This window comes from Amycolatopsis sp. cmx-11-51 (assembly GCF_047608665.1).
Classification (GTDB): Bacteria; Actinomycetota; Actinomycetes; order Mycobacteriales; family Pseudonocardiaceae; genus Amycolatopsis.
The window spans coordinates 45544-60146 of the sequence record NZ_JADNQO010000008.1 but is presented as its reverse complement, the minus strand read 5'-3'; the positions used below and the strand labels follow the sequence as shown (position 1 = coordinate 60146).

At 67.9% G+C, this 14603-nt stretch carries 12 protein-coding genes; 4 read left to right on the top strand and 8 right to left on the bottom strand.

Annotated elements, in window-relative coordinates; all coding sequences use genetic code 11:
* The first annotated feature begins 1 nt into the window (after position 1).
* On the top strand, positions 2–967 hold the full coding sequence (locus ACM6LU_RS25360; protein WP_414940262.1) for an aldo/keto reductase: 966 nt from the start codon (positions 2–4) through the stop codon (positions 965–967).
* Positions 968–1510: 543 nt separating this feature from the next.
* Here ACM6LU_RS25360 and ACM6LU_RS25355 read toward each other — a convergent pair.
* From ACM6LU_RS25355 to ACM6LU_RS25345, 3 genes are read right to left on the bottom strand one after another with little or no spacing between them, the layout of a single operon-like run.
* Positions 1511–2005 (bottom strand): TetR/AcrR family transcriptional regulator, encoded by a 495-nt coding sequence (locus ACM6LU_RS25355; protein ID WP_414940449.1) that lies wholly within the window; start codon positions 2003–2005, stop codon positions 1511–1513.
* A 56-nt stretch (positions 2006–2061) separates the two neighbouring features.
* Positions 2062–3267, bottom strand: a complete 1206-nt coding sequence (locus tag ACM6LU_RS25350) for an MFS transporter (protein WP_414940261.1) — start codon at positions 3265–3267, stop codon at positions 2062–2064.
* A 51-nt stretch (positions 3268–3318) separates the two neighbouring features.
* The gene (locus ACM6LU_RS25345) at positions 3319–4749 is read right to left on the bottom strand and encodes an FAD-dependent monooxygenase (RefSeq protein WP_414940260.1); all 1431 of its coding nucleotides are present in this window, start codon (positions 4747–4749) and stop codon (positions 3319–3321) included.
* Positions 4750–4831: 82 nt separating this feature from the next.
* Between ACM6LU_RS25345 and ACM6LU_RS25340 the strand changes: the two genes are divergently transcribed.
* A complete protein-coding gene (locus ACM6LU_RS25340; protein WP_414940259.1) occupies positions 4832–5497 on the top strand; it encodes a TetR/AcrR family transcriptional regulator C-terminal domain-containing protein in 666 nt (221 codons plus the stop codon).
* 425 nt (positions 5498–5922) lie between these two features.
* Here the strand turns inward: ACM6LU_RS25340 and ACM6LU_RS25335 are convergent, their stop codons facing one another.
* Positions 5923–8499, bottom strand: a complete 2577-nt coding sequence (locus tag ACM6LU_RS25335; protein WP_414940258.1) for a glycoside hydrolase family 3 protein — start codon at positions 8497–8499, stop codon at positions 5923–5925.
* A 344-nt stretch (positions 8500–8843) separates the two neighbouring features.
* Between ACM6LU_RS25335 and ACM6LU_RS25330 the strand changes: the two genes are divergently transcribed.
* Positions 8844–9650: an NmrA family NAD(P)-binding protein gene (locus tag ACM6LU_RS25330; protein WP_414940257.1), complete on the top strand. Its 807-nt coding sequence runs from the start codon at positions 8844–8846 to the stop codon at positions 9648–9650.
* Here ACM6LU_RS25330 and ACM6LU_RS25325 read toward each other — a convergent pair.
* Positions 9640–10149: an Lrp/AsnC family transcriptional regulator gene (locus ACM6LU_RS25325; RefSeq protein WP_414940256.1), complete on the bottom strand. Its 510-nt coding sequence runs from the start codon at positions 10147–10149 to the stop codon at positions 9640–9642. The genes ACM6LU_RS25330 and ACM6LU_RS25325 overlap by 11 nt on opposite strands.
* A gap of 23 nt (positions 10150–10172) precedes the next feature.
* Here ACM6LU_RS25325 and ACM6LU_RS25320 point away from each other — a divergent pair, with 23 nt between their 5' ends.
* Complete coding sequence (locus ACM6LU_RS25320) at positions 10173–10391, top strand: hypothetical protein (RefSeq protein ID WP_414940255.1); 219 nt, start codon at positions 10173–10175, stop codon at positions 10389–10391.
* Between the two features lie 88 nt (positions 10392–10479).
* On the opposite strand, the gene glpD is transcribed toward ACM6LU_RS25320, so the two are convergent.
* Genes glpD through ACM6LU_RS25305 form a run of 3 tightly spaced genes read right to left on the bottom strand, consistent with a single transcriptional unit; the run spans position 10480 to position 14581 of the window.
* Positions 10480–12216, bottom strand: coding sequence for a glycerol-3-phosphate dehydrogenase (gene glpD / locus ACM6LU_RS25315; RefSeq protein WP_414940254.1), 1737 nt, complete (start codon positions 12214–12216; stop codon positions 10480–10482).
* Between the two features lie 5 nt (positions 12217–12221).
* A complete protein-coding gene (gene glpK / locus ACM6LU_RS25310; RefSeq protein WP_414940253.1) occupies positions 12222–13739 on the bottom strand; it encodes a glycerol kinase GlpK in 1518 nt (505 codons plus the stop codon).
* 20 nt (positions 13740–13759) lie between these two features.
* Positions 13760–14581: an MIP/aquaporin family protein gene (locus ACM6LU_RS25305; protein ID WP_414940252.1), complete on the bottom strand. Its 822-nt coding sequence runs from the start codon at positions 14579–14581 to the stop codon at positions 13760–13762.
* Positions 14582–14603 lie beyond the last annotated feature (22 nt).

Here is a 14603-nt window from a genome sequence, read left to right as displayed (position 1 = left end):
CATGGACTACCGCAGGCTCGGCGCGAGCGGGCTGTCCGTCAGCGAGATCTCCTACGGCAACTGGCTCACGCACCCCGACGGCGCGGCATGCGTCCAAGCCGCGCTCGACGCGGGCATCACAACCTTCCACACCGCCGCGGCCTGGGACGGCGGTGCCGCCGAAGAGAACCTCGCCGCGGCACTTGCCCACGCGCGCCGCGACGATCTCGTGCTGTGCACCGGCGTGTTCTGGCCCGAAGGCCCCGGTGTCAACGACGCCGGCCTCAGCCGCAAGCATCTGACCACGTCACTGCACGGATCGCTGCGGCGCCTGCGCACCGACTACGTCGACGTCTACCAGTTGCTGCGGTTCGACTACCGCACCCCACTGGAAGAGACGTTCCTCGCGCTGTCGGATCTGGTGCGGCAGGGGAAGATCCTCTACGCCGGCACCGCGGAGTGGACGGCCGAACAGTTGCTGGAGGCCAAGCCGATCGCCGATCGGCACGGCGTCCCGCTCATCGCCAACCAGCCGCACTACTCGATGCTCTGGCGGGTCGCCGAGGCGCAGGTGATGCCGGTGTGCGAACGCGCCGGGATCGGCCAGTTCGCGTCGGTCGCCCTCGCGCAGGGCGTACTGACCGGCAAATACCGGCCGGGCGACATCCCGCCGGACTCGCGGGCCGCGACCTCGCGCGAGGCCCGGCCGCTGCTCCTGCCCGACCTCCTCGAACGCGTCGGCATGCTGCGTGGCGTCGCCGACGAGGCCGGGCTGACCATGGCCCAGCTGGCGCTCGCGTGGACGTTGCAGCACAACACCGTCGCCTCGGTGGTGACCGGGGCGAGCAACGCCGCCCAGGTGACCGAGAACGCGAAGGCGTCCGGGGTGGCGCTGGACCTCGATGTGCTGACCCAGGTCGATCAGCTGCTGGGTAGCTTCGTACAGACGGATCCGCGGCTGACCTGGTCACCACCCGCGATTACCTGAGGCGACGGATCCGTGTTGCCTGAAGTACATGAAGGCCCCCCTGCCTTGCGACTAGCGGCAGGGTCCCGGCAAAGTCGCAGAGCTGGTCTGCGCTGCTGATGGTAGTCCGGGTTTGGCATCGCTAGTGCCTGTAAGGGTCGAGCGGGGAGGATTTCGGACGTTCAACGTCCGAAATCCTCCCCGCTCGGGCGTGTGCCGGAGGGGCATGTCCCTGAACCTCTGTTGATCAAGCTCCGCGACCGGTGTGTTCCCGCGACGAATAACGCCTGACCTGCAAGACCTCGACTTTGCCGGGCCCTGCGCCAAGTGTCGCGTGATCCTGCAGGTCTTACCCGTGATCAGACGGCGATCTCCGGAGATCGCCGTCCAATCACGCGAGATCGCCGTCTGATCACGCGTAACCGCCGTCTGATCACGCGAGATCGCCGTCCGAGGAACGAAACCAAACGTCAAACAAGCAGGATCACGCGACACTAGCGCAAGGAGGGAGGCCTTCATGTACCGGAAGGTGCGAAAGTCGTGCTTCTTCGGCTGAATCACCCTTCACGAACCCAGCGCGGCCCGCAAGATGGCCTCGAACCGTTCCGTGGTCGGCGGTTCATCACGCAGTAAAGCCTGCAGCAGCAACCCGTCCACCAGCCCGACCAGCATCTCGACCCGCACCGGATCGTCGGTGTGCCGTCGCGCGAAGTCCGCCAAGGCCGCCATCCAGCGATCGGTCGACTCGCGGAGTTTCGGCTCCCGCGCCGCCAGCAGGTACAGCTCGTACTCCGCCAGCAGATGCCCTGGTTCCCTCGCCACCCAAGCCAGCAGGGCGGCGAATTTCGGCAAGGCGTCTTCGCCGGTTTCCGCGGCGAGGACGCGCATCCGCTCGGCGTCTTCGTCCATGCATCGGGTCAGCGCGGCGGTCAGCAGGTCTTCGATCCCCCGGAAGTGGTACGCGGCCGCCGTCGCGGGGAGGCCGGCTTCGCGCGCGACCGTACGGTGGCTGACCCCCGACACCCCTTCCCTCGCGACGATGCGCAGGGTGGCCTCGATCAGCTCTCGTTTCCGTTGTTCGCCCTTGGCAAGGCGGCCGTCGGTGATCGGTTCGTTCAGCGTGCCGCCTCCGCTCTCTCACGCACCCCGGTGCTCAACAGAGGATACGAGAGCAGGGCGATCAGGATGATCGAACCGCCCGCGACGACCGCGACGGTGAACCCACCGTCCGGCCCGAAGCGGTCGACAGCCTCGCCCGACACCGCGGCACCGAGGGCGACCCCGATGCTGAGGCCGGTGATCGCCCAGGTCATCCCCTCGGTCAGTTTCTCGGCCGGGACGATTTTCTCGATCATTCCCATCACGACGATCATCGTGGGAGAGAAGAACAATCCGGCGACGAAGACCACGACGCACAGGCTCGCGATGCCGTCCACGATCAGCAGCGGCACCGCACTCGCGGCCGTGCCCGCGGTGCCGATCAGGAGCAACCGGGGCGGCGCCATGGTCATCTTGACCGTCCCGAAAGCCAGTCCGGAGATCGCGGAGCCCACCGCGTAGACCGACACGACGATGCCCGCGGCCGCCGGGGACCCGACGTGCTCGGCGAAAGCCACGCTGACGACGTCGACCGTGCCGACGATGACACCGCCCGCCATCAGCGTCAGCACCAGCACCCGTACCGCGCCCAGCCGGATCGCCGACCGGCCGGCCGGTCCGCTCGTGGGCAGGACAGGCGGTTCCGTCTCGCGCTGCGCGACGAACAGCAGCACTCCGACGGCGAGGAACACCACGGCGACCAGCGGTCCCGCTTCGGGAAAGACGGTGGTGCACAACGCCACCGACAGCGCGGGCCCGATGACGAACGTCAGTTCGTCGATCACCGATTCCAGCGCGAACGCCGTATGCAGCCGGGGCGAGTCGCGGTACAGCTGTGACCAGCGGGCCCGGACCATCGCCGCCATGCTGGGCATGAACCCGGCGAGGATCGCGCACACGTACAGCGTCCAGGCGGGAGCCCCGAACCGGGCGCAGAGCAGCAGCGCGCCGAGCGCCATCACGCTGATCCCCGTCACCGGCAGGAGGATCCGGCCCTGCCCCCGGCGATCGACCAGCCGCGAGACCTGCGGTCCGAGCAGCGCCATGGACAGCGTGAACGCCGCCGAGACCAGCCCGGCGAGGCCATAGTCGCCGCGTGTCTGAGCCAGCATGGTGATGATCCCGATCCCCATCATGGGGACCGGGATCCGCGCGACCAAGCCCGCCGCGGTGAAGGCGATCGAGCCCTTCGCGGAGAACAACGCGCGGTACAGGTTGGCCACGACACACTCCAAAACTTGAACAGTCGTTATATTTTGAACACTCGTTTCACTTTATACACGCGCTTGACCGGAACCCACAACGAGACGGAGTGCTTCGGTCAGTCCAGCCGGATCACCGCCGGAGGCGGCCCACGCGACATACCCGTCCGGACGCATCAGGAAGGACGGCTCGGAGTCCGTCTCGACGGTCCGGACCCGGCCGTTCACCGCGCCCAGGATCTCTTCGGAGCCGGCCACCAAGATCGAACGGCCGTCTTCGGACACCAGCGGCAGCGGAGCGAACCGGCCGACGAGCGGATGGGTGGCGTCCGGCGCGTAGTCGATGTCGACCCCGTTGCCCATCGCGAGGAAATGCCGTTTGGCCGCCGGGATCTCCAGCGTCTCCTCCAGCACCTCGCGGAGCGCGGCGATCTGTGGGCCGGGACGCATCAGGGCGACCTGAGCCCGGGTGTTGCGCAGCACGCGCTCGCCCACGGGATGCCGTTCGGCGGTGTACGTGTCCAATAAGGACTCAGGCGCCGCACCTTGTGCCACCAGGCCCAGTTTCCAACCGAGGTTCATCGCGTCCTGGAGACCGAGATTCAGCCCTTGACCACCGATCGGCGAGTGCACGTGCGCGGCGTCGCCCGCCAGGAGCACCCGTCCCTGCCGATAAGTGGCCGCTTGGCGCGTGTTGTCACTGAAGCGGATTCCGCCGTCCAGCCGGGTGACCGTCACGTCGAGTCCGCTGGCGCGACTGATGCTCGCTTGCATCTCCTCGGCCGTCAGTGGCGTGTCCCGGTCGCCCGGTCCGCCGTCGAACTCCATGGTGGAGATCTCCCCCGGCACCGGCGACAGGTGCACCATTCCGCCGGGACCGTGCATGGACGACTTCACCGCACCGGGATCGGCGAGCTGGGCCGCGGCGACTCGCCCGGTCATCGTCGCGTCCGTACCGGGGAACGCGATCCCGGTCCGTTTCCGCACGACGCTACGACCGCCGTCGCACCCCACCAGATAGGCGGCCCGCTCGGAACGACCGTCGGCGAGCACGGCCCGGACCGCGTCGTCCTCCTGAACGACATCGACGACTTCGTGGCCCGTGTGGATCCGGACACCGAGCCCTGTCGCCCAGTCGGTGAAGATTCGTTCCACGACATGCTGCCTGAGCACGAACCCGCCCACCGCGCCAGGCTCGACCTCGTCTTCCAGCAGCGGCAGGCCCGCGAAATGCCCCCTGGCCCGATTCCCCTTCATCATCTGCGAGAGCCCTCGGGCGACGCCGTACATCTCGCTCTGCGCCTCCGACAACGCCTCGGTGAGGCCACGCAGCCGCAAGGACTGCGAGGTCCGGCCGTTGATACCGCGCAATCCGAAACTCCGGTTTCGGCGAACGGACCCGTCGGCCACCTCCAGGACGAGCGGATCCGCTCCGGCCAACCGGAGCTCACCGGCCAGCAGCAGGCCGACCGGTCCGCCGCCCACGATGATCACGTCGTTCACGCCACCCCCTGATTTACAGCGTATATGTACACTGTAAATATGATAGATACACCGTAAACCTGTCAAACGAGAGGCGCCCGTGATGACGCGACGAGAACCGTTGAACCGGGAGAAGGTCCTGGACGCGGCACTCGCCTTGGCCGCCGAGGAGGGCCTCAAGGGGCTGTCGATGCGCAAGCTCGCCAAGACGCTCGGCGTCGAAGCGATGGCTCTGTACAACCACGTCCAGAACAAGACCGACATCCTCGACGGCATCGCGGAACGCGTCTACAGCGAGATCGAACGCGCGGATCCGGATTCACCGTGGCAGGAAAGGGTACGGGTCACCGTGCTCAACAGCTATCGCGCGCTCGCCCGGCATCCGGTCGTGCCGATGGCGCTGGTCACCGACGAGGCCAATCCGAACTCGCTGCGGGCCCTGCGACCGATCAACGATCTCGTCGGCGCGCTCTACGAGGCGGGTTTCGAAGACGACGGAATCCGCCAGACGCTGGGCGCGCTGAACAGCCTCGTCTTCGGTTCCTTGCTGCTGACAACCGCCGGCTTCACGACTCAGCGCCGCGGCGAAACCGAGCAGGAGCGGACGGATCACTATCTCCGGCGGATCGACCCGGCGGTCCTGCCGAACTTCAGCCGCGCGCTACCCGTGCTGACGGCGGCCGATCCCGAACGGGACTTCGCCCGGGCCTTGGATCTGCTGATCAGCGGCCTTGTCGCGGCCACAGCATCGGGACCAGGAACCGCCTAGCCACTTCGCGGACCTGCTCGTCTGGTGCCACCGTTCGCCTGGGTGCTGGACGAGGCGATCCGGCAGTACATCCGGCTGTGGCTCTCGGAAGGCAGGCCGGTGAACATCGAGATCCCGGACATGAACCGCCCTTCTTGAGCGCGTCCGTCCCGGTCGGACAGCGGCAGGGACGGGCTGGGCGTGTCCCCAATGGGGCGTTGGAGACGCTGAGCGTCTCCAACGCCCCATTGGGGACATTCGCTACACCCTGCGCAAGTCCGCCGGCCGCTACGGAATCCGCGTCGTGAGCGGTGAGGCGCGGTTCTGAGCCGAATCGCCACTCACGACCACCCCGACCGAATTGGTGGTTTCGCATGACTGATGGGACGGCACGTACCTGAGACACGGTTGGCTCCAACCGTCTTTACCACCCACGAGACCCAAGGTCAGCTCAAGCTCGAACACGGTCTCGCGTCGGGATCCTTGGCTGCCTTGGGTACCCACCGAACGTTCGCGAACGAGGCCGAGAACCGCCCGTCGGTGTACACCAGGAACGGTGTGTTGACGTTCTGCAGGTCCAGCCCGTTGGCGAAGCACGACACCGGGATCTTCACCGTCGACTTCGGCGCGCCCGCCAGGTCGGTGAACAGCTTGGTCGCGTTCACCTCGGAAAAGCACGGGTAGACGCAGTGCATGCTGATCACCGTCCGGCCGGCCGGTGCCTGATGCACGATCGTGTCGAACTCCAGTGCCGCGTCGGCGTTGAGGTATCCGCGCAAATCGTTGGTACCGGCCGGGTTCTGGAAGTAGAGCTGCGCCGGGCCGATGCCGGTCCAGGTCGACTTGAGCCCGTCCTGCTGGACGTTCACATCGGACTGGACGACGTCGATCTCGGCGTGCGAAGCGGCGCCGTCCGGGCCGATCCCGGTGCCGCCCCAGTTCTGCGCGGAGCCGATGAAACCCATGTACGGCGCGACATCCGTGCGATTGAACACTTCGAGATCCTCGGTCGCGGTGCCACCGCCACCGGTCGACCCGCAGGTCACCGGGCCGACAGCCTCATCCAGCTGCCCGATGGTAACGCGCTGTCCGGTCTTGAGGCCGTAACCCAGTTTGAACAACGGGTCGTACTCGACCGAGTCCGCGTTCAACGGCGTCTGGCACGCGCTCCTGGGCCACGAGTACGGCAAAGCGCCCTTGAATCCGCCCTTGACGAGCACGTCGGCGACGCCGCCGCCTTCGGTGCCGGGCAGCCAGGCCGCCACGAACGCGTCGGAGCGGTTGATCTCCTTGTTCATGTACAGCGGGCGGCCGCCGACGTAGACCGTGACGACGGGGGCGCCCTTGCCGCGGACCTTGTCCAGCACGGCCAGGTCCTCGGGATAGAGCTTCGAGGCCTCGAGCGTCTTGCGGGTCAGGTCTCCGACGCCTTCCGCGTACGGGGTCTCACCGATGACGGCGATGACCGCGTCGTAGCCCGCGGGGTCGGCGTCACCCTTCTCATCGAAAGTGACATTAACGTCGCCGAGGTTCTGCTTGAGCCCGGCGAGGATCGACGTCGCGTTCGGGAAGTCGGAGTTGGTGTTGCCGGTCCCCTGCCAGCTCAGCGTCCAGCCGCCGGTCTGGTTCTGGATGCTGTCCGCGCTCTTGCCGACCACCAGCACCTTCGACTTCGGCTTCAGCGGAAGGACGTTGCCGTTGTTCTTCAACAACGTCTGTGACGAGCGGGCCGCGTCGCGTGCCAGCCAGGTCTCCTTCAACGCTTCGTCGGAGTTGGCGTAGGAACGGTCCGACGGCTTCTGCGACTCGTAAAGTCCCGAGCGCAGTTTGACGCGAAGGATGCGGGTCACCGCGTCGTCGATCCGCGATACCGGGATCTGACCGCCGTTGACCTGCGCGACGGTGTTCGTGATGAACGCCTTCCAGTCGTGCGGGACCATCACGATGTCGATGCCGGCGTTGATCGCCTGCGGGCAGGACGCGTTGGTGCAGCCGGGAACCTGGCCGATGCCGTTCCAGTCGGACACGACGAGGCCGTCGAAGCCCATCTTGCCCTTGAGGATCTGGTTCAGCGCCTTGTCGCTGCCGTGCAGCTTGCCCTCGTCGATGCCGAGTTCGGCGTTGGTCCAGCTGTTGAACGACACCATCACGGTCTGCGAGCCTGCCGCGAGCGCGCCGTAGTAGCCCTGACCGTGGACGTTGATCATCTCGGCTTCGGACGACGGGGTGACGCCCTGGTCCTGCCCCTTGAGGGTGCCGCCGTCACCGATGAAGTGCTTGGCGGTGCCGATGACGCCGTTGTAGCCGATACGTTTGGTCGATCCGTCCTGGAGCCCGTTGATCGCCTCGTAGCCGTAGGCGCGGGTGATGCGAGGGTCCTCGGAGAACCCTTCGTAGGTGCGGCCCCAGCGGTCGTCCTTCACGACGGCCAGCGTCGGCGCGAACGCCCAGTCCTGGCCGGTGGCGCGGATCTGCCGGGCCGTCGCCGCGGAGATGTCGCGCACCAGGCACGGGTCGTGCGCCGCGCCGAGGCCGATGTTGTGCGGAAAGACGGTGGCGCCGTACACGTTGTTGTTGCCGTGCACGGCGTCGATGCCCCAGATCACCGGAATCTTCGTCCGGCTGGTCTTCGCGGCGTCCCAATAGGAGTCGGCGAGCTTCAGCCAGTCCTGCTGGGACGCGTGCTTGTCCTGGTTCGGCCATGAACCGCCGCCGTTGAGGACCGAGCCGATGGAGTACTGGCGGACCTCGTCGGGGGTGACGGCGGCGATCTCGGGCTGTGTCATCTGCCCGACCTTCTCCTCGAGGGTCATTCCCCCGAGGATCTGGGCGATCCGCGCCTCGTCACCGGCCTTGCCCTTGAACCGGCTCTCGACCTTCGGCCAGTCGGCGAGCGTCGGCAGAACCTTCTCGATCCGGGCACAGCCGTCCCGGTCGAGCGGGGGCTTCCCGATCACCGGCTGCTCGGCCGCCCACGCCGGCGGCGCGGCCACCACGGCCCCGCCGAGCAGGGTGAGGCTCATCAAGGCGATGAGCGGACTTCGGCGCGCACGGGACGACGCACGAGGACGTCTTGCCATGGTCTGGTCCATTCTGCGGAAGGCGGGGACCGGCCGATCCTCACCGGACAAGGCGGCGGCGTCAAGAGTTTCGGACAAGTACGGTCTCCGTTAATTTTTGCCGTGAACTAAGACTTGACACGTCACCCGGCCACTGGGCGCCGCCGGTTGCGCCACTTGGCGGTGTACGGCAGGGCGACAGGTAGAGCCACTGACCATGAGCAGGGTCTGCGTTAGCTCACCGACCGGTCCACTTGACCTCCACATTACTTGAGCTTTTACCTTCCTGAGAAACGAAGGGAACAACGATGACCGTCTTGGTAACAGGGGCCACCGGGAACACCGGCCGCCACGTGGTGGCCGAACTCGTCCGCCGCGGAGAACGTGTCCGGGCGCTCACCCGGAATCCCGCCGGAGCCCGGCTTCCGGCGGGGGTCGAACTGGTGGAAGGCACGCACACCGCGCCGGAAACGCTGACCGAAGCCTTCGAGGGCGTCACCCGGCTGCACATCACCGTCACCGCCGGACTCGCCGACGTCGGCGCGGAACTGGTCAAGCGCGCCGTCGACGCGGGCGTGCGCCGGATGACGATCGTGTGGGGCGGCTACGTCGGGCCGACGGAACAGGCCATGGCCGAGTCCGGCGTGGAATGGACGCGGCTGGAGCCGCAGGAATTCATGTCCAACTCCCTGACCTGGATCGACTCCGTTCGCGCCGACGGTGTGGTCCGCGAGCCGTTCGACCTCCCCAGCGCGGTGGTGCACGAGGGCGATATCGGCGCCGTCGCCGCCACCGCGCTCGTGGAGGACGGGCACTCTGGCCAGGTCTACAACCTGACCGGCCCGGAAGCGCTGACCACTCGCGAACGGATCGCGATCCTCGGCGCCGCCCTCGGCCGCGACCTCGAGCTGGACCAGATCACCCGGCAGCAGGGGATCGATCGGCTGCTCGCCGGCGGCGTCTCGGTGGCGGACGCCGAATACGTCGTCGGCTGGCACGGTGATCCACCGAAGGAGGCAAGGACCGTGGTCGACACCATCGAACAGATCACCGGGCGCCCCGCCCGCACCTTCGCGCAGTGGGTGAGCGAGCACGCCGACCGGTTCACCGCGTGAGCGGTCCGACCGCCTTCACGATTTCCAGCACCGGCGCGGTGTGCACCGTGTGGATCGCGCGCAGTGCGCCGAGCCGGTGCGTGAGATAGCGGTGTAGCGCGGCGGGATCCGGGCACAACGTCTGCGCGGCCAGGTTCGTGGGCCCGGTCGTGGCGACGACGACGGCCAATTCCTCGTGAGTGGTTAAAGTCGTCGCCACCTCGTCGAGGTCCGACGGCGGGACGGCAATCCAGAGGAACGCCTGGGTGGTCACGCCGTACAGGGCAGCGCTGATCTCGACGTCGAAGAACAGCACTCCCCGCTCGCGAAGGCCTGCCAAGCGGCGGGTCGCGGTGGCCGGTGCCAGGCCCGCCGCGGCGGCGAGGTCCGCGATGCTCGTGCGGCCATCGTGCCGGAGTGCGGCGATCAGCGCGTGGTCCGCCGAGGGACGCCTTCGGCCCAGGTCGGGCGGGCGGCCCACGCGGCACGGCACCGCGGGACCGCTGTCCCAATGCGCCATTGGGGACACTGAGCGTCTCCAATGTGGCATTGGGGGCAGCGGTGGTCAGGCACGGACCGGTCGTCACGACAACCAGCACCCTTCGGCTAGCCGGCCGGATCACCTCGTCCGCCAAGGGCGACACGCGTTCGGTGACCGTCGACGAGACCGCGGGCATGTTCTCCGCCGTCAAGGGCGACGTCCTCACCACCAAGGACGGCGCCCGCATCGCCGCGACCCGGTACCTCGACTGGCTCAAGTAGGCGAGCTGAAGGGAACCATGCCCGCATGTGACGCGACGAAAGGGCCCTTCGCCGCGTGGTATGCGGTGAAGGGCCCCTCCAGCTCAGGTCAGCTCGGCAGCAAGGCCGGAGCGGCGAGACGGCTGGCGTTCGCCGCTTCGTCGTCCGGCTGGGCCTGCGCGGAGCGTTCCGCCTCGACCCGGGCGAGGTAGTTGGTGACCTCGCGCTGCTGCCGGTGCGAGTCCCAGCCCAGCAGCGGCGCCATCAGCGCGGCCACCACCGGCGCCGCGGTCACACCGCGATCGCGTTCCTCGATCGAGATACGCGTCCGGCGGGTGAGGACGTCCTCCAGATGCAGCGCGCCCTCGTGCGAGACCGCGTAGACGGCCTCCGCCTTGAGATACTCCGCCGTTCCCGGGATCGGATCCCCGAGCTCGGGAAGGTCCACAATGGACGCGAGAATGTCCTCGGTCGCGGTGCCGTACCGCTGGAGAAGGTGCTCGATCCGGCTGAGCGGCAACCCGGCGCGCTGGGCGAGCGAATGCCGCGCGCCCCACAATTCGTGGTAGCCCGCCGCACCGACGATCGGCAGGCGTTCGGTCCACGACGACGGCGCCGGACGGCCGAGGTCCTCCACCGCGACGTCGACCGCGTCCGCGGCCATCACGCGGTAGGTCGTGTACTTGCCACCGGCCACGATCACCAGACCAGGCACGGGATGCGCCACCGCGTGCTCCCGCGACAGCTTCGTCGTCGAAGTCGCCTTCGCGGCCAGCAACGGCCGAAGCCCGGCGTACACGCCTTCGATGTCGTCGGCGGTGAGCGGCGTGCGCAGGACGGCGTTGAGGTGGCCGAGCACGTAGTCGACGTCCGCCTGGCTGGCCGCCGGATGCTCGCGGTCGAGGTCCCATTCGGTGTCGGTGGTGCCGACGATCCAGTGCCGTCCCCACGGGATGACGAACAGGACGCTCTTCTCGGTGCGCAGGATCAGCCCGGTGTCCAGGTCGATCTTCTCGCGCGGCACCACCAGGTGGATACCCTTCGACGCGCGCACGGTGAACGGCGCCGGGATGCCCGCGGCCTCGGCCATGTCGTCGCTCCACACACCGGTGGCCGCGACGACCGTCTTCGCCCGGACCTCGATCTCCGCGCCACTCTCGCGGTCGACGACCTTGGCGCCGACGACGCGTTCGCCGTCGCGGATGAGCGACGTGACCCGGGCCCGGGTGAGGACGGAAGCGCCTTGTTCGGCCGCGGTACGGGCGATCGTCATCGTGTGGCGAGCGTCGTCGACCTGGGCGTCGTAGTACTGGATCGCGCCGATGAGGGCGTCATCGGCGAGGCCGGGTGCGACCTTGCCCGCGCCGCGCTTGGACAGGTGCCGGTGGCGCGGCAGCGCGCGAGCCCCACCGAGGGTGTCGTAGAGCGTCACGCCGGCGCCGATGTAGCCGCGTTCCCAGACTCGGTGCTTGAGTGGCACCAGGAACTTCACCGGCCGGACCAGATGCGGCGCCAGGGTCTGCAGCAGCAGGCTTCGTTCCTTCAGCGCCTCACGGACCAGCTTGAAGTCCAGGTTCTCCAGGTAGCGCAGTCCGCCGTGGATCAGCTTGCTCGACCGGCTGGACGTACCGGCGGCGAAGTCGCGGGCCTCGACGAGCGCGACGGAGAGCCCGCGCGACGCCGCGTCGAGCGCGACGCCGGCACCGGTCACTCCCCCGCCGACGACCAGCACGTCGACCTCTTCGCGAGCCAGCTTGCGCAGCGTCTCGGCACGGTAGACCGGGGAAAGCGGTACGGGTGTCAGTCCTGATGTCACAGTGTTCCTTCTGTTCTTCCTCGGGTTCATCGGGCTCACTCGACCTCGACCCAGTCGAGCGTGCGGCCGACGGCCTTCTGCCAGCCCGCGTAGCCCTCGGCGCGCTGTTCGTCCGTCCACGACGGGGCCCAGCGCTTGTCCTCGTTCCAGTTCTGTTCCAGCTCGTCGGTGGACTCCCAGAACCCGACGGCCAGCCCGGCCGCGTAGGCGGCCCCGAGCGCGGTGGTCTCGGCGACGACCGGCTTCGAGACCGGAACGCCGAGGATGTCGGCCTGGAGCTGCATGCACAGTTCGTTCGCGGTCACGCCACCGTCCACCCGCACCACGTCGAGCGTGACACCGGAGTCGTTCTGCATGGCGTCGACGACGTCGCGGGTCTGGTAGCAGATCGCTTCGAGCGTCGCCCGCGCGAGATGTGCGTTGGTGGTCGCCCTGGTGAGACCGACGATCGCGCCGCGGGCGTCGGAACGCCAGTAAGGCGCGAAAAGTCCGGAAAACGCCGGTACGAAGTAGACGCCGCCGTTGTCCTCGACCTGCCGGGCGAGGCTTTCGCTCTGCGAGGCTCCGCTGATGATGCCCAGCTGGTCGCGCAGCCACTGCACGGCGGAACCGGTGACGGCGATCGAGCCTTCCAGCGCGTACACCGGCTTGTCGTCGCCGAACTGGTAGGCCAGCGTCGTGAGCAGGCCGTGCTTCGAGCGAACGACCTCGTGGCCGGTGTTGAGCAACAGGAAGTTACCGGTGCCGTAGGTGTTCTTGGCCTCGCCGGGGCGGAAGCACACCTGGCCGACGGTCGCCGCCTGCTGGTCGCCCAGCACACCGGTGATGGCCACCTCGCCGCCGAGCGGGCCGTCCGCGCGGGTGGTCCCGAAGTGGCCGTTGTTCGACGACGGCCGGATCGTCGGCAGCATCTGCTTCGGAATGTCGAAGAACGACAGCAGTTCGTCGTCCCACTCCAGCGTTTCGAGGTCCATCAGCATCGTGCGCGACGCGTTGGTCGGGTCCGTGACGTGCGCACCGCCGTCGGACCCACCGGTGAGGTTCCAGATCAGCCAGGAGTCGGTGGTGCCGAAGAGCGCGTCGCCCTTCTCCGCGTCTTCGCGGACGCCGTCGACGTTCTCCAGGATCCACTGCAGCTTGCCGCCGGAGAAGTACGTCGCGGGCGGCAGGCCCGCCTTGCGGCGGATGACGTCGCCCTTGCCGGACCGCTCCAGCGCCGAGGCGATCCGGTCGGTGCGGGTGTCCTGCCACACGATGGCGTTGCAGTACGGGCGCCCGGTGTGGCGGTTCCACACGACGGTGGTCTCGCGCTGGTTGGTGATGCCGAGCGAGGCGAGGTCGCCCGCGGTGAGGTTCGCCTTGTTGAGCGCGGTGGCGATGACCGAACGGGTCCGCTCCCAGATCTCGGTCGGGTCGTGTTCGACCCAGCCGGGCTTCGGCAGGATCTGCTCGTGCTCCAGCTGGTGGCGGGCGATCTCGTTGCCGCCGTGGTCGAAGATCATGAACCGCGTGCTGGTGGTGCCCTGGTCGACGGCGCCGATGTAGTCAGGCATGGATTCTCTCCTTCGGATGCTTAGGCGGCGGTCTTGAGATCCTTGGCGGGCAACGACTCCGGTGCCGGATCGGCGGGCAGGTAGCGCTCGATGAAGAACTTGTAGATCGCGCCGCCGATGACTGCGCCGATGATCGGTGCGACGATCGGGATCCACCAGTACGGGTAGCCGTACTGGTCGGTGAACGCGGTGTCGTAGCCGGTGAGCCAGGACGCGAGGCGCGGGCCGAAGTCGCGGGCGGGGTTGATCGCGTAACCGGCGTTGGTGCCCCAGGCCATGCCGATCGCGACGACGGAGAAACCGACGACGACCGGGGCGAGGTTCGCGGCGGGCGAGGTGTTGCGGAGGTCGGTAATGGCGAAGATCACCAACGCGAGAATGGCGGTGCCGATGATCTGGTCGCGGAAGGCACCCCAGTCACCCACCGGCAGGGTTCCGTTACCCGGAAGGGTGGAAAAGACGCCCTGGGTCTTGATCGTCAGACCGGGGTCGGCCGCGTTGAGCACCTCGGTGTAGTTCCAGCGCACCAGCATCGCCGCGAGGAACGCGCCGGCGGTCTGCGCGAGGGCGTACGGGGCGACCTTGCGCCACGAGAAGCCCTTGAACACCGCGAGTGCCACGGTGATGGCGGGGTTGAGATGCGCCCCGCTGATCCGCGAAGCCACGTAGATACCGAGCGTGACGCCGATGCCCCAGGCCCACGCGATGCTGTCGTGATCCCCGATACCCGCGGCGACGACTTGAGCCACCACCCCGCAGCCGAACAGGATGAGGATCATCGTCCCGACGAACTCCGCCGCCAGTTCGCCCGCGAGTCCGCGAGCCTTGAGGTTTCGCACCATTGCTTCCTCCACAAAGGACACC